This window comes from Streptomyces sp. NPDC027189, from assembly GCF_055566975.1.
In genome coordinates this window covers 63,908-77,711 of record NZ_JBVHRI010000007.1, presented here as the reverse complement: position 1 = coordinate 77,711, position 13,804 = coordinate 63,908, and the positions used below count along the sequence as shown (strand labels likewise).

General features: G+C 69.5%; 15 protein-coding genes and 1 pseudogene. 7 read left to right on the top strand and 9 right to left on the bottom strand.

Annotated features, from left to right (window positions below; translation table 11 throughout):
* Positions 1-18 precede the first annotated feature (18 nt).
* Positions 19-471 (bottom strand): hypothetical protein, encoded by a 453-nt coding sequence (locus tag ACZ4RZ_RS18865; RefSeq protein WP_467745925.1) that lies wholly within the window; start codon positions 469-471, stop codon positions 19-21.
* 164 nt (positions 472-635) lie between these two features.
* On the bottom strand, positions 636-1,958 hold the full coding sequence (locus tag ACZ4RZ_RS18860) for an ROK family transcriptional regulator (RefSeq protein WP_467745923.1): 1,323 nt from the start codon (positions 1,956-1,958) through the stop codon (positions 636-638).
* Positions 1,959-2,121: 163 nt separating this feature from the next.
* Between ACZ4RZ_RS18860 and ACZ4RZ_RS18855 the strand changes: the two genes are divergently transcribed.
* Genes ACZ4RZ_RS18855 through ACZ4RZ_RS18840 form a run of 4 tightly spaced genes read left to right on the top strand, consistent with a single transcriptional unit; the run spans position 2,122 to position 6,686 of the window.
* Positions 2,122-3,438 (top strand): ABC transporter substrate-binding protein, encoded by a 1,317-nt coding sequence (locus tag ACZ4RZ_RS18855; protein WP_467745921.1) that lies wholly within the window; start codon positions 2,122-2,124, stop codon positions 3,436-3,438.
* Positions 3,439-3,452: 14 nt separating this feature from the next.
* A complete protein-coding gene (locus ACZ4RZ_RS18850) occupies positions 3,453-4,451 on the top strand; it encodes a carbohydrate ABC transporter permease (protein WP_467746461.1) in 999 nt (332 codons plus the stop codon).
* Between the two features lie 7 nt (positions 4,452-4,458).
* The gene (locus ACZ4RZ_RS18845) at positions 4,459-5,298 is read left to right on the top strand and encodes a carbohydrate ABC transporter permease (RefSeq protein ID WP_467746460.1); all 840 of its coding nucleotides are present in this window, start codon (positions 4,459-4,461) and stop codon (positions 5,296-5,298) included.
* Between the two features lie 29 nt (positions 5,299-5,327).
* Positions 5,328-6,686: a GH1 family beta-glucosidase gene (locus ACZ4RZ_RS18840; RefSeq protein WP_467745919.1), complete on the top strand. Its 1,359-nt coding sequence runs from the start codon at positions 5,328-5,330 to the stop codon at positions 6,684-6,686.
* Between the two features lie 38 nt (positions 6,687-6,724).
* Here ACZ4RZ_RS18840 and ACZ4RZ_RS18835 read toward each other — a convergent pair whose 3' ends face one another.
* The 4 genes from ACZ4RZ_RS18835 to ACZ4RZ_RS18820 all read right to left on the bottom strand — a co-directional run bounded on the left by ACZ4RZ_RS18835 (position 6,725) and on the right by ACZ4RZ_RS18820 (position 9,667).
* On the bottom strand, positions 6,725-7,675 hold the full coding sequence (locus tag ACZ4RZ_RS18835) for a phosphotransferase family protein (RefSeq protein WP_467745917.1): 951 nt from the start codon (positions 7,673-7,675) through the stop codon (positions 6,725-6,727).
* A gap of 80 nt (positions 7,676-7,755) precedes the next feature.
* A complete protein-coding gene (locus ACZ4RZ_RS18830; protein WP_467745915.1) occupies positions 7,756-7,887 on the bottom strand; it encodes a hypothetical protein in 132 nt (43 codons plus the stop codon).
* A 353-nt stretch (positions 7,888-8,240) separates the two neighbouring features.
* On the bottom strand, positions 8,241-9,092 hold the full coding sequence (sigJ, locus tag ACZ4RZ_RS18825; protein WP_467745914.1) for an RNA polymerase sigma factor SigJ: 852 nt from the start codon (positions 9,090-9,092) through the stop codon (positions 8,241-8,243).
* Positions 9,089-9,667 carry a carboxymuconolactone decarboxylase family protein gene (locus ACZ4RZ_RS18820; protein ID WP_467745912.1) on the bottom strand — a complete coding sequence of 193 codons (579 nt, stop codon included), beginning with the start codon at positions 9,665-9,667 and terminating at the stop codon, positions 9,089-9,091. The genes sigJ and ACZ4RZ_RS18820 overlap by 4 nt, the downstream gene beginning before the upstream one ends.
* Before the next feature lie 226 nt (positions 9,668-9,893).
* Between ACZ4RZ_RS18820 and ACZ4RZ_RS18815 the strand changes: the two are divergent.
* A pseudogene (locus ACZ4RZ_RS18815) lies at positions 9,894-10,536 on the top strand (PAS domain S-box protein).
* Here the strand turns inward: ACZ4RZ_RS18815 and ACZ4RZ_RS18810 are convergent.
* Positions 10,476-11,369, bottom strand: coding sequence for a DUF3626 domain-containing protein (locus ACZ4RZ_RS18810; protein ID WP_467745911.1), 894 nt, complete (start codon positions 11,367-11,369; stop codon positions 10,476-10,478). The pseudogene ACZ4RZ_RS18815 and the gene ACZ4RZ_RS18810 overlap by 61 nt on opposite strands.
* 132 nt (positions 11,370-11,501) lie before the next feature.
* On the opposite strand from ACZ4RZ_RS18810, the gene ACZ4RZ_RS18805 reads away from it, so the two are divergent.
* Positions 11,502-11,996 (top strand): FBP domain-containing protein, encoded by a 495-nt coding sequence (locus tag ACZ4RZ_RS18805; RefSeq protein ID WP_467745909.1) that lies wholly within the window; start codon positions 11,502-11,504, stop codon positions 11,994-11,996.
* 29 nt (positions 11,997-12,025) lie between these two features.
* Here ACZ4RZ_RS18805 and ACZ4RZ_RS18800 read toward each other — a convergent pair whose 3' ends face one another.
* Positions 12,026-12,886, bottom strand: coding sequence for a helix-turn-helix transcriptional regulator (locus tag ACZ4RZ_RS18800; protein ID WP_467745907.1), 861 nt, complete (start codon positions 12,884-12,886; stop codon positions 12,026-12,028).
* Between the two features lie 189 nt (positions 12,887-13,075).
* On the opposite strand from ACZ4RZ_RS18800, the gene ACZ4RZ_RS18795 reads away from it, so the two are divergent.
* The gene (locus ACZ4RZ_RS18795; protein WP_467745906.1) at positions 13,076-13,291 is read left to right on the top strand and encodes a tautomerase family protein; all 216 of its coding nucleotides are present in this window, start codon (positions 13,076-13,078) and stop codon (positions 13,289-13,291) included.
* A 129-nt stretch (positions 13,292-13,420) separates the two neighbouring features.
* Here the strand turns inward: ACZ4RZ_RS18795 and ACZ4RZ_RS18790 are convergent, their stop codons facing one another.
* Complete coding sequence (locus ACZ4RZ_RS18790) at positions 13,421-13,792, bottom strand: helix-turn-helix transcriptional regulator (RefSeq protein ID WP_467745904.1); 372 nt, start codon at positions 13,790-13,792, stop codon at positions 13,421-13,423.
* Positions 13,793-13,804: the final 12 nt, after the last annotated feature.

The window sequence follows — 13,804 nt, the reverse complement described above, 5'->3', positions numbered from 1 at the left end:
GGGCGACAGCGTCTCCGGTCACAGGCAGGTGGTGAACTTGCCGTCGGGAAGTTTGCACAGCCAGCCGCGATCAACAAGTCTGACCAGCCTCCCGCGCAGCGGTTCAAGCTTGGCCCGTACGGCAACGTCGACTCCCAGCATCTCGCCGACCTGCCGGGTCATGACCGGCCCGGCGGCCTGCCGCACAGCGCCAAGAATGCGCTGGTAATCCGGCGGGAGCGTGGTCCTCTCCAGGTCCGGCGTGCGGTGCGGGATCAGCATCACCGCCCGGCCGCCCACCTGCCCTGGCGCCGGCGCGACCGAGGTGCGTTCGTCGGCGAGCTGTTCGCTCACCCTCTCAAGGACCCGCTCGGCGACGGCGAGCTCGTCCCGTTCGGCCCGCACCTCCGCCAGCTGCTTGGCCAGCTGTTCTTCGAGTTCGTCCAGTTCCGCGCGCCGCGCGGTGATCCGCTCCAGCAGCTCGGGATCCATGCACCGGATCGTAGATGGCCGCCTGGCCCCAGCGAGCAGGAACCAGCGAACCGTCCGGCTCTGTCAAATGATCTACTTCGCAGACTGCCGCGCACGACCAGCGCGAGCATCCCGAGCACCGGCCACACCAGCCCTTTGACCTGCGACTTCAAGTTGGCGGAGGCTCAGTGCGGAGCGCGCTCCTCCAAGGCCGTACGCCAGGCGGGGGACCGGCCCTCTTGTACGGGCTCGGCGCGTCGGCCGCCCCGCGCGAAGAAGTCGGCGAGGGGAAGGATCGCGGCACCGACCGTGACCGCGTCCGGGCCGAGCTTGCCGAGGTCGATGGAGACGCGCTCGGCGGGGTAGCGCAGGGCGTACGAGGTCGCGTACCGGCGTACGGCGGGCAGGAAGCGGGTTCCCAGCTGGAGGCCCGCCCAGCCGCCGATGAGGATCCGCTCGGGCTGGAAGAGATTGATCAGGTCGGACAGGCCGGCGCCCAGGTACTCGGCGGTCTCCTCCAGGACGGCGAGCGCCACCGGGTCGGGCTCCTCGTCGCCGGCGGGGTAGGCCGCGGCGAGCATCGCGGTGAGCGCGGTCTCCTCGTCGGTGCCCTCCGGGGGGCGTCCGCCCTCCTCGCGCCAGCGGTCCAGGAGCGCCTCCGCGCCCGCGTACGCCTCCAGGCAGCCCAGGGCGCCGCAGCGGCAGCGGCGCCCCCTGACCCGTACGGTCAGGTGCCCCCATTCCACGGACCGGCCGTTCTCCACCTCTTCCGTGACGAGGCAGGCGCCGACGCCCGAGCCGAAGAGGACGACGACCGCGTTGCGGGCGCCGCGTCCCGCGCCGAACCACATCTCGGCCTGGCCCAGGGTCCGGGCGCCGTTGTCCGCGAAGTACGGGACGGTGTCGGGGAGTTCGCAGGTGGAGCGGAGCAGGGATTCGAGCGGGACCGCGTCCCAGCCGATCGTCTGGCCGTGCACCACCGCACCGCGCTCCGGGGTGCGGGCCACGATGCCGGGGACGCCGATGCCGACGCCGAGGAGTTGCTCCGGGGCGATCTCCGCCTCGGCGAGGACCTCCGCGATGCCGTCGCGGATGTGGCCGACGATGAGCTCGACGTCATACTCCTGGCGCTTCAGGGGCCGGTCGGCCTCGAATCCCTGACGCTCCAACGGCCGTTCGGTGCGGGCGAGTTCGGTGAGGGTGAGGTCGAAGAGCTCGACGCGGACGCGGGTTTCGCCGACGTCCACGCCGATCATGTGGCCGCTGCCGGGTGCGACGCGCAGCAGGGTGCGCGGGCGGCCGCCGTCGGAGTCGACGCTGCCCGCCTCCTCGACCAGTCCGTCGGCGACGAGTTCGGCGACCACGTTGCTGATGGAACCGGAACTCAGTCCGGTGGCCGGGCCCAGTTCGTAGCGGCTCATCGGCCCGTCGAAATACAACCGTTGCAGTACGGCGGTGCGATTGCCCCGCCGCAGGTCACGCACTGTCCGCCCGTTCCGCCCCGCCATGAGATTCCCTTCCGGCCTGCCCGACCTGCAAGATACCCCTGCGCGATCCCTTGACGCGACTTTCTTCCGGGTCTTAACTCACGTCCTAAATTAAGCCATGAGGGTCGTTCGGGAAGTGAACACACTCCCGTGCGGCTCTCCTCTGGAAAGGGACGCCTGAGCCATGCGCAGAATCCGAGCCGCGGCCGCCGGTGCGGTCACCGTATCCATGCTGACCGCCGTGACCGCCTGTGGTGGCGGCTCGTCGACGGGGGGCGGGTCCAACGACTCGCCGAAGACGCTCACGTACTGGGCCTCGAACCAGGGCGCCACCATCGAGGTCGACAAGAAGGTCCTCCAGCCCGAACTCGACAAGTTCGAGAAGCAGACCGGGGTCAAGGTGAAGCTGGAGGTCGTGCCCTGGTCGGATCTGCTCAACCGGATCCTCACCGCCACCACCTCGGGTCAGGGCCCCGACGTCCTGAACATCGGCAACACCTGGAGCGCCTCCCTGCAGGCCACCGGGGCGCTGCTGCCGTGGGACGCGAAGAACTTCGACAAGATCGGGGGCAAGGACCGCTTCGTCGACTCGGCCCTCGGCTCGACGGGCGCGCAGGGCAAGGACCCGGCCGCGGTGCCGCTGTACTCGATGGCGTACGCGCTCTACTACAACAAGAAGATGTTCGCCGACGCGGGCATCGCGAATCCGCCCGCCACCTGGGACGAGCTGATCGCCGACGGCAAGAAGCTCTCCAAGGGCGGCAAGTGGGGCCTGGGCGCCGAGGGCTCGAACCCGTCCGAGAACATCCACCACGCCTTCGTCTTCGCCAAGCAGCACGGCGCCGACTTCTTCACCGCCGACGGCAAGCCCGACTTCACCAATGACGGTGTCGTCACCGCGGTCAAGCAGTACGTCGACCTGATGGCCAAGGACAAGATCATCGCCCCGGGCAACGCCGAGTACGCGCAGAACCAGTCGGTGAGCGACTTCGCCAAGGGCAAGAACGCGATGCTGCTGTGGCAGTCCGCGTCCGCCAACCTCACGTCGCAGGGCATGAGCGCGGACGCGTACGGCATCGCTCCGGTGCCCGTGCAGTCCGGCACCCCCGGCACCGGCACGAACGTCAACTCGATGGTCGCGGGCATCAACCTGGCGGTCTTCAAGAACACCGACAACCTCGACGGTGCCACGAAGTTCGTGAAATTCATGACCAGCGACGGCGAGCAGAAGATCCTCAACACGGCGTACAGCTCGATTCCGCCGGTCAAGGCCGCTCAGGCGGACACCACGTTCAACACCGCGGCGAACGCGGTCCTCAAGGACACCCTCGCCAACAGCGCCGCCGCACTTCCGCAGGTCGCCGACGAGTCCCAGTTCGAGATGGCGGTCGGTACCGCCGTCAAGGACCTGTTCGCCGACGCCGCCGCCGGACGCGCGGTGACCACGGCGTCGGTGAAGGCCAAGCTCGAGAAAGCCCAGCAGCAGATGCCGAAGAAGTGAGCGCGAGCACCGACATGACCACCACGACCGCCTCCGCCGAATCCGGCGAGCGGACGGTGCGCAAGGACTCTCCCGGTGCGGCGCGCGGCCCGCGCCGCACCGGGCGGATCAAGCGCATCGGACTGCCTTACCTGCTGCTTCTGCCCGCCCTGGTCCTCGAACTCCTGGTCCACCTGGTGCCGATGGTGATCGGCATCGTGATGAGCTTCAAGGAACTCACACAGTTCTACATCCGCGACTGGGGCACCGCGCCCTGGTCCGGCCTCGACAACTACAGGGTGTCGGTGGACTTCGACGCGCCCGTCGGCGAGGCGTTGCTCCACTCGTTCCTCGTCACCGTCGGCTTCACGCTGCTGTCGGTCGGCCTGTGCTGGCTGATCGGCACGGCGGCCGCGATCTACATGCAGGACACCTTCCGCGGCCGGGGCCTGCTGCGCGCCCTGTTTCTCGTCCCGTACGCGCTGCCCGTGTACGCGGCCGTCATCACCTGGGTGTTCATGTTCCAGCACGACAACGGCCTGGTGAACCACGTCCTGCACGACCAGCTGCACCTCAGCGACAAGCCGTCCTTCTGGCTGATCGGCGACAACAGCTTCTACGCGCTGCTCACGGTCTCGGTGTGGAAGGGCTGGCCGTTCGCCTTCCTCATCGTCATGGCCGGACTGCAGAACATCCCGGGCGAGCTGTACGAGGCGGCCGCCCTCGACGGGGCCGGCATGTGGCAGCAGATCCGCCGTATCACCCTGCCGTCGCTACGCCCGGTCAACCAGGTGCTGATCCTGGTGCTGTTCCTGTGGACGTTCAACGACTTCAACACGCCGTACGTCCTGTTCGGCAAGACGGCTCCCGAGGCCGCGGACCTCATCTCGGTCCACATCTATCAGGCGTCGTTCGTCACCTGGAACTTCGGCACCGGGTCGGCCATGTCCGTACTCCTGCTGCTCTTCCTGCTGCTCGTGACGGGCGTGTACCTCGTGCTCACCTCACGCGGACGGAGGACCGCCGATGTCTAGGTCCCCGATGGCCCCGCCGCGCTCCTTCCTCTGGTCCCGGCGGATCTTCCTCACGCTGCTCACCGGCTTCGTCCTGGTGCCCGTCTACGTCATGGTCTCCAGCTCTCTGAAGCCGCTCGCGGACGTCACGGGGAAGTTCCGCTGGCTGCCGAGCAGCCTGACCCTCCGCCCGTACATCGACATCTGGTCGACGATCCCGCTCGCCCGGTACTTCGTGAACTCGCTGATCGTGGCGGGCGCGGCGACGGTCTGCTCGGTGGTGATCGCGGTCTTCTCCGCGTACGCCGTCAGCCGCTACACCTTCCGCGGCAAGCGTGTCTTCACGGTCACCGTGCTGTCCACGCAGATGTTCCCCGGCATCCTCTTCCTGCTGCCGCTGTTCCTCATCTACGTCAACATCGGCAACGCCACCGGCATCGCCCTGTTCGGGTCGCGCGGCGGACTGATCCTGACGTATCTCACCTTCTCGCTGCCGTTCTCGATCTGGATGCTGATCGGGTACTTCGACTCGGTGCCGCGCGACCTGGACGAAGCGGCGCTGGTGGACGGCTGCGGGCCGCTCGGCGCGCTGTTCCGGGTCGTCGTTCCGGCCGCGATCCCCGGCATCGTCGCGGTCGCCGTCTACGCCTTCATGACCGCCTGGGGCGAGGTGCTGTTCGCGTCGGTGATGACCAACGACACCACACGCACGCTCGCCGTCGGGCTCCAGGGCTATTCCACGCTCAACAACGTGTACTGGAACCAGATCATGGCCGCCTCGCTCGTCGTCAGCGTTCCGGTGGTCGCGGGCTTCCTGCTCCTGCAGCGCTATCTCGTCGCCGGGCTGACGGCGGGAGCCGTCAAGTGACCGACTCTCCTCTTCCCGAAGGGACTTCCGTGACCATCGACCTTGCCGCACTCCCCGAGGACTTCCTGTGGGGCACGGCCACGTCGGCCTATCAGATCGAGGGCGCCGTCGCCGAGGACGGCCGCTCCCCCTCCATCTGGGACACGTTCTCGCACACCCCCGGCAAGATCGACAACGGCGACGACGGGGACCTCGCCTGCGACCACTACCACCGCTGGCGCGAGGACATCGCGCTGATGCGCCAACTCGGCACCAACGCCTACCGGTTGTCGGTCGCCTGGCCGCGCGTGGTGCCGGGCGGCGACGGCCCGGTCAACGCCAAGGGGCTCGACTTCTACGACGGGCTGATCGACGCGCTGCTGGAGGCGGGCATCACGCCGTCCGTCACCCTCTACCACTGGGATCTGCCGCAGGTGCTCCAGGACCGGGGCGGCTGGACGGTCCGCGAGACGGCGCACCACTTCGCCTCCTACGCGGCGGTCGTCGCGGAGCGGCTGGGTGACCGCGTCCAGCACTGGACCACGCTCAACGAGCCGCTGTGCTCGGCCTGGATCGGCCATCTGGAGGGCCGGATGGCCCCGGGCCTGACCGACCTCACGGCCGCGGTCCGCGCCTCCTACCATCTGCTTCTGGGGCACGGCCTGGCCACCCAGGCGGTCCGCGCCGCGGTGCCCGGCGCCCAGGTCGGCATCGTCAACAACCTGTCCAGCGTGGAGGCCGCCACCGACCGCCTCGAGGACGTCGCGGCCGCCCACCGCCTGGACGGACACACCAACCGCTGGTGGCTCGACCCGGTCCACGGCCGCGGCTTCCCTGCCGACATGCGCGAGGTGTACGGGATCGAACTCCCCGAACTCCCGGGCGACTTGGAGACCATGGCTCAGCCCTTGGACTGGCTGGGTCTCAACTACTACTTCCCGTCCACGGTCGCCGACGACCCCACCGGGCCGGCCCCGCGCGTGCGCACGGTCCGCCGTCTCGGCGTGCCCCGCACCGGCATGGACTGGGAGGTCGGCGCCGACGGTATCGAGCGCCTCCTGATGCGCCTGACCGACGACTACGGAGCCCGCAAGCTGTACGTCACGGAGAACGGCTCCGCCTACCCCGACGTCGTACGTCCCGACGGGACCGTCGACGACCCCGAGCGCACCAAGTATCTGGAACAGCACCTCGCGGCCTGCGCATCGGCGGTCCGCAAGGGCGTTCCGCTCGCCGGCTACTTCGCCTGGTCGCTGCTCGACAACTTCGAATGGGCGTACGGCTACGACAAGCGCTTCGGACTCGTGCACGTCGACTACACGACGCAGAAGCGCACGATCAAGGGCAGCGGGCACCGGTACGCGGACATCATCCGGGCCCATGGCGGGCGGGGGCGCAGCGCGGCATAGGTCCTGCCGCGAGGCAGACGGGAATGTGACGACAGGACCTAGCGGAGTTCGTCGAGGGCGGCGAGCAGTTCCGGGGCCACCGCCTCGCGCACCCAGGCGAGTCGTTCGGCGCTGGACGCGCGGGGCACGGTCTCGACGAGCATGATCAGGTAGAGGTAGCTGCGGTAGAGGGCGAGGCGTTGCCGGGCCGAGGGATCGAACTCGGCTCGACCGCCCGCCTCCTGATAGCCAGTCAGGAAGTCCCTGTCCTGCTTGATGTCGGCGAGCAGTGCCAGCGAGACGAAGTCGGCCAGCGGGTCGCCCCAGAACATGCGCTCGCCGTCGATCAGACCCCCGATCCGGGGCGCCGTGCCGTCCGGCCGCTCCACCAGGATGTTGCCCTGCCACAGGTCGAAGTGGACGAGGCGGGGGACGGTGACCTCGTCCAGGGCGTCGTACGCGGTCTTCGCCGTGCGGGCCACCTCGTCCACGGGGCGGGGCAGCCAGGCGTCATGGCGTCGAGCGTCGCCCAGGACGGCGTCGTACATGGTGGTGAAGGCGGTCCGCCAGTCGGGAGCGAGGGGGCCGAGGGCTCCGGAGGGGTAGCCGAAGCCCGGGCCGGTCACACTGTGGAGACGGGCCACCAGGTGACCCAACTCGATGCGCAGGACCGCCTGTTCACCGGGTTCCAGGTCACCCCACGGTGTGCCCGGGCAGTGGGTCATCAGGAGCTGGCGCTCCCCGGCCGTGACCACTTCGGGCGCGGGTACGCCGACCGTCGCGGCCGCCCGGTAGAACTCCGCCTCCGACCGGAGGAGTCCTCGCTCGTGGCTCAGACCGGGAGCGGTGGCCGGGGGAGGGATCTTCAGCACGTACCGGGTGCCGTCGGCGAGTCGTAGTTCCTCGACCGTGTTGTACGTCCCGCCCGACAGGGACCGGCAGTCGACGAGACTGTCGGGCGGCAGTCGCGCCGTGTCGAGAACCCGCCGAGCCCGCTCCCAGCTGTCCACCGCAGCCCCCCTGTCGCTTGTGGGCCCACTCTGCCAGGTGGACCCACAAGCACGTACTCCTTATCCGGGCGCAGGCGTCCTCATCCGGCGGCGTAGACGTCCTCGACGTAACGTCCCGACGCGATCAGGTCGTTCAGCCGGCGCTCGGAGTCGCCGCCCGGGGTACGGTCCGCGTGCAGCGCCCGGAAGGCCTCGCGGACACCGGGTGCCATGCGGGAGCGGCCGGGGCCGGTGGCGGAGATGTCGATCAGGGAGGTCGTGGAGACTTCCCACGGTGTGACGGGGCTTCTCTGCGGCTTGACTGGGCTTCTCTGCGGTCTGACGGAGGTTCTCTGCGGATCGGCTGGAGGCCGACCATCCGTTCCTGCTCGGCGGCGGCGTCTTCGCTCCAGACGTGATCGAGAGCTGGATCGCCTTCAAGCACGAGCACGAGATCGACCGATGCGGCTGCGCCCGCACCCGTACGAGTTCGCCCCTGCTTCGACGTCTGACCACTGTGTGGTCGAGGGTGTTCCGGGCGGTTGCAACCGCCCGGAACACTCACGACGCCAGAACAGCAGCGGGCTTACCTGGCGAGTTCGGCCGGTTCGTCCAGCCGCGTCAGCTTCCGCGGGTTTGCCATCGCGTGGATCCGGGCGACTTTCCCGTTCTCCACCACGAGGCTCACCGCGGCCAGTCGGCCGTCGATCTCGATCCGGCCCGCAGGCGCGCCGTTGAGCCACACGGCCGACACCACCCGGCCTGGGCGAGCGAGCATCTTCGCCACGAGTTCGGCCCCGTGGACCGGAGCCGGAGCGGCGGCCGAAAGCCCGCCACCGTCGGCGATCAGGACCACGTCCGGCGCCATGACGTCCAGCAGTTCCTGCAACTGGCCGGTGCGCAGCGCGGCCAGGAACCGCTCCACCACGGCCTGCTGCTCCGACCGGCACACCTGCACCCGCGGCCGCCGAGCCGCCACATGCTCGCGTGCCCGCCGCGCGATCTGCCGCACCGTGGCCGCGGACTTGCCAACGGCCCCGGCGATCTCGCCGTAGGGCATCTCGAAGACCTCGCGGAGCACGAACACCGCCCGCTCCGCCGGCCCGAGCGTTTCCAGCACGGTCAGCATCGCGATCGAGACGCTCTCCGCGAGTTCGACGTCCTCGGCGACATCAGGGCTGGTCAGCAGCGGTTCCGGCAGCCACTCGCCGACGTACTCCTCGCGGCGGCGCGACAACGTCCGCAGGCGGTTGAGCGCCTGCCGTGTGACGACCCGGATGAGGTACACCCGTGGGTCACGCACCTGCGCACGGTCGACGCCGGCCCACCGCAGCCAGGACTCCTGCACCACGTCCTCCGCGTCGGCCGCCGAGCCGAGCATCTCGTAGGCGACCGTGAACAGCAGGCTGCGATGGGCGACGAACGGGTCCTCGGTCATGCCGTCGACGCTACGCCGGACTTCTCAGGACGCGCGGCCAGCGGAATCTCGCAGGCATCGGAGTAGCCCTGCGACGTGATCCCGTGTGCCGTATTGCACCTGGTCGCCATGTTGGCGAAGCCGATGAACACGGTGAGTTCGACCAGCGCCGCGGGGCCGAGCCGGTCGAGCAGACGCTTCGACAGCTCGTCGGTGACGGTCGGCGGCGTGTTCGTCATGGCCTCGGCGTACTCGAGAACGTCGCGCTCCAGCGGCGTGAACACCTCCGACTGCCGCCAGCGCGGCACCTGGCTCGCCTTGGCCAAGTCCAGGTTCTGGTTCAGCGCGTGGAAGTAGTTGATATCGAGGCACCAGCTGCAGCCGACCTGTGCCGCGACGGCCATGTGCGCGAACGTCTTGAGGCTCGCGTCGGCCGCGTCCCACTGGCCCACCTTGGCCGAGAACTCCTGGTTGGCCTCGGCGAGCTTGGGGTTGTTCCACTGCACCTCGACGGGCTCGGGCACGGCACCGAGCTGCTTGATCATGTTTTCGCGGAGCTCGGCGCTGAGCTCGGCCTTCGGGACGCGAAGCGTCATGGTGTTCTCCTTGTACGTGTGCCTGTTTGGCCGTTGGGCATGAAGACACCGCCGGGCTCGCGCATGTGACAATCACCCTCGCCACCGCGCACGGATCATCAGCGAGCACAGGCCCGCGGCCTCTCTCGGACGACACTCACGCCACCTGGTTGAGGTCGAAAACAGCCTCTGATCTGGGTCTATCTTGATTGCGCTACTTGATGGGCGGCGTGGGAGGAAGGCGCGGGTGGACCTGACGCGGGCGGATGCCGTGGTGTGGCGGAATCGGGCGCTGTTGTTGTTCGACCGGATTCCGATGCCGGTCGCGGTGTGCGATGTGTACGGGGCGATCGTGCCGGCCAATCCGGCGATGGCGACCGACTGGGGTGAGACGCCGGGGCGGCTGCGGGGCCGTAACGTGCTGGATCTGTTCCGGCCGCAGGAGGCGACGCAGGTGGAGCGGATCGCCCAGGCGCTGCGGCTGCGGCATCACTCCCGGTATCCGATCTCGGTGCGCTGGGACGCGGCCGACGGTGTGCGGCGCCACGGGGAGCTGACCGCGGATCCCGTCAGCGACAGCGTCGAGGCGTCCACGGCCCGCCCTGCTGGTCACGCTCCGTGTGCTCGGCGAATGTCCCGGAGCCGCCGAACCGCCCGCCCCGCCCGTCACGGACGGCGAGGCCCGCATCCTCGCGCTGCTCGCCGGGGGCGCGACCACGGCGCGGGCCGCCCGGGATACGGGCCTGACCGTGGACGGCGTCAACTACCACCTGCGGCGGCTGTCCGAGCGCTGGGGCGCGGCCACCCGTACCGAACTGGTCGCCCGCGCCTACGCGCTGGGGATGCTGACGCCCGGCGTATGGCCGCCCACGGCCGTGCCGGCGCCCTGAGGGGCACCGAAGCGGGCGAGGCAGTGCCACACCATCTTCAGGTCCTGCAGTTCGTGACGTCCTGTACGTGCCGCGTCCCCGATGATCCGTGGGTCGAGGTATCCGTCCTCGGCGATACGGGCGCCGAGTGCGACGAACTCCGCACCGCGGAAGTCCGCGTGGCGGCGCAGCTCCGCGACGGAGAGCCGGTATCCCGGATGCCATTCGACCGGGCACGGCAGCCGCCGGGCAGCCGCCTCCACGGGCGTGTCCCGGTAGCTCGCGTCCAGGACCAGTGCCTCCATGTCCCGCGCCACTACGACCCGGCCGTGCACCTGTGCCTCGATGTAGTCGTCGAGGGCGTCCCGGTCGTCCGCCTCGGCCAGTTCGATCAGGGACATGCCGGCCGCCACGCCGAACGCGGACGGCTCGGCCGCGCTGTCGGGGTAGCAGAAGGTGGCGCGCCGCAATGCCTTGCCCGTCATCCGGAAGTGCGAGGAGCCGAACCGGGGTGACGCGCCGACCAGTTGGCGACGGAAGTTCAGCCCGCCGTACACAGGGCGCTCCTGCGCGGGCGCGGTGTCGTACGCCGCGCCGAAGATCCGGCTCTCCCAGCGCCAGCGGTCACCGCCGGGACGCGCGGTCAGCCCACCATTGCTCGTGCCCGTCACGAACTGCGAGCGGTACGTGCCGTCCTGGGCCAGCGCTTCCAGGATCGGGAGCCCGCGCACGAGCCGGTCCGGGTGGAAGTTCAGGGTCACCCGCAGCGTCGGATCCAGCGCGGGGCCCCTGGAGCGGGCCGCGACATGGCGGAGGGCCTGCTCCCGCGGTGTGCGGCCGTTCCCGAAATGCATTGGATGTCTCCCGCGAGGCTGGGTAACTTGACGCAAACCTAGTGCTCCTAGGTTTGCAGGCTCGCGGGTGTCACCCTCAAGGCCTGCAGGTTCCACCCATCGATACCCTCGATCCCCCAGGAGAGCTCCCCTATGAGATCACTCACCGAGCAGGACATCCGCAACTCATTTATCAACTGCTCCAAGGGAGAAGCCAAGCGCCTCGCGATACCCCGTGACCTCGACGACCGCCCCTGGGACGACCTGGACTTCCTGGGCTGGCGAGATCCCGGGGCGCCGGACCGCAGCTATCTCGTCACCGAACGGGCCGACGACATCGTGGGCATCACCCTGCGCTTCCCGTCCTCCCAACGCGGCTTCCTGCACCGCAGTATGTGCTCGCTGTGTCTGACGACCCACCCGGGCAACGGGGTCTCGCTGATGACGGCCCGCAAGGCGGGCACGGCCGGCCGCGAGGGCAACTCGGTCGGCGTCTACATGTGCGCCGACCTCGCCTGCTCCCTGTATGTGCGGGGCAAGAAGATCCCCGACCCCGGGAGCCGCTTCGAGGAGACCCTCACGGTGGAGGAGCAGATCGACCGGACGGTGGGGCGCCTGTCGGCCTTCCTGGAGAAGCTGTACGTCTGACTCCTTGCCGCCCCGGCACAGCCGTACGTCTACTTCCTGGACGTCTCGTTCGCGCCCATGTCCTGCGTGCCGATGACGGACAGCAGCTCCAGCTGCGCGGCGCCCTCGGTGCCCGGTGGGGCGGTGAACCACAGCAGGCGCTGGCGTCCGTCCTCGCTGAACAGGCTGTGGCAGTCCAGCTCGATGACGCCCAGCGCGGGGTGGACGATGCGCTTGTGGTCGGCCCGGCGCAGGGCCACGTCATGGGTGTCCCACAGGGCGGCGAACTCCTCGCTGCGTCGCCGCAGTACGGCCACCATCCTGGTCACCTCGCTGTCGCGACCGCGCCGGGCGGCGACAGCCTGGAGGTCGGCCACGAAGACCCGGGAGTGGTGCGGGTGTTCGTCGGGCGGATAGATCGCGCGAGCGGCGGGGTCGGTGAACCACCGGTAGACGAAGCTCGCCGCCGGGCCGCGTACCGCAGGGTGTCGGCCGACGAGGGCGGCGGCCGGCTCGTTCTGGACGAGGGTCTCGTGCAGATCGGTGATGACCTGGGCGGGGGTCGTCGTGAGCCGGTCCAACAGACCGAGCAGGGCCGGCTGGACATGCGCGGTCGGGCCGTGCGCCACCGGGGGCAGGGGCCGGTCGGCGAGGTGGAAGAGGTGGTCGCGCTCGTCGCCGCCCAGGCGCAGGGCCCGGGCGAGCGCGGCCAGGGTCTGCTCCGAGGGCTGGGCGCCGCGTCCCCGTTCCAGCTCGGTGTAGTAGTCCGCCGACAGGCCGGCCAGCTGTGCGACCTCCTCGCGCCGCAGGCCGGGCACCCGGCGCCGGGGTCCGGTGGGCAGGCCGACGTCGTCCGGCCGGATCCGGTCACGCCGGGACTTCAGGAACGCGGCGAGTTCGGGAAGGTTCACTCCCCCATCGTCACCCGACGAGCGAGGTCCGAACCAGGGGATGACAACCCCTGGGTGGGCGCAGCCCTGGCTGGGGACGACGTACCGGTTGATGGTGGACGGGACGGCGGAGCACGGCGACGACGTCGATCCCACGCCCTCGATTCCCGCCCTCGCCATTCCCGTAACCCACCGCAGAAGGAGATCGACATGCCGTTCGCGAACTTCAAGGTCCCCGCCGGCACCCTCACCGAGAAGCAGAAGGAGCTGATCATCACCCGCACCACCGACCTGTACGCCGAGATCTACGGCGAACGCGCTCGCGCCACCACCCTGGTACTGGTCGAGGAGGTCCCCGACGGCGGCTGGGGCATCGGCGGGGACGTACTGACCCTCGCCAAGATCCAGCAGACGCCGGAGGGCTAGAGGGAGGGACGTCGGCTGCAGGGCCAGCCCGCGCTACCGGACGAACCCGCCATCGCCACCCCGCCGGCCACCCTCACGGTTTCAGTGCTCGAAGGACTCTCGGCAGGCTCTCGTAAGCGCCGCCGGGCTTCACCGATCGGATGGGGCCCTGCGCGCCTGGGGAGGCGCCGTCTGCAACTGCTGGGGCTGCTTGCCGCGTTCCGCGTCGTACCGGGCGAGGACGGCGAGGAGGTCCGTCACGGTGAGACCGGCTTCGGCGGGGTGCCGGAGGAAGGCCCCTGGATCGATGCGGTAGGTGTTGGAGCGTCCCTGCCGGGTGTGGGAGAGATAGCCCTCCTGCTCCAGATCGGAAATGATCTTCTGGACGGCACGCTCGGTCAGCCTGCAGCGCGCCGCCATGTCGCGGATCCGGGTGTTGGGGTCCTCGGCGATCGCCGCCAGCACACGCGCGTGGTTGGTGAGGAACGTCCAGCCTGTGTGTGTCTCCGGTACTGCACCCATGAAGCCAGAATA

Bases quoted from the DNA above. Each gene is read 5' to 3' on its own strand.
- ACZ4RZ_RS18865 (WP_467745925.1), bottom strand. From the start codon at position 471: ATGGATCCCGAGCTGCTGGAGCGGATCACCGCGCGGCGCGCGGAACTG.
- ACZ4RZ_RS18860 (WP_467745923.1), bottom strand. From the start codon at position 1,958: ATGGCGGGGCGGAACGGGCGGACAGTGCGTGACCTGCGGCGGGGCAAT.
- ACZ4RZ_RS18855 (WP_467745921.1), top strand. From the start codon at position 2,122: ATGCGCAGAATCCGAGCCGCGGCCGCCGGTGCGGTCACCGTATCCATG.
- ACZ4RZ_RS18850 (WP_467746461.1), top strand. From the start codon at position 3,453: ATGACCACCACGACCGCCTCCGCCGAATCCGGCGAGCGGACGGTGCGC.
- ACZ4RZ_RS18845 (WP_467746460.1), top strand. From the start codon at position 4,459: ATGGCCCCGCCGCGCTCCTTCCTCTGGTCCCGGCGGATCTTCCTCACG.
- ACZ4RZ_RS18830 (WP_467745915.1), bottom strand. From the start codon at position 7,887: ATGGCACCCGGTGTCCGCGAGGCCTTCCGGGCGCTGCACGCGGACCGT.
- sigJ (WP_467745914.1), bottom strand. From the start codon at position 9,092: ATGACCGAGGACCCGTTCGTCGCCCATCGCAGCCTGCTGTTCACGGTC.
- ACZ4RZ_RS18820 (WP_467745912.1), bottom strand. From the start codon at position 9,667: ATGACGCTTCGCGTCCCGAAGGCCGAGCTCAGCGCCGAGCTCCGCGAA.
- ACZ4RZ_RS18810 (WP_467745911.1), bottom strand. From the start codon at position 11,369: ATGCATTTCGGGAACGGCCGCACACCGCGGGAGCAGGCCCTCCGCCAT.
- ACZ4RZ_RS18805 (WP_467745909.1), top strand. From the start codon at position 11,502: ATGAGATCACTCACCGAGCAGGACATCCGCAACTCATTTATCAACTGC.
- ACZ4RZ_RS18795 (WP_467745906.1), top strand. From the start codon at position 13,076: ATGCCGTTCGCGAACTTCAAGGTCCCCGCCGGCACCCTCACCGAGAAG.
- ACZ4RZ_RS18790 (WP_467745904.1), bottom strand. From the start codon at position 13,792: ATGGGTGCAGTACCGGAGACACACACAGGCTGGACGTTCCTCACCAAC.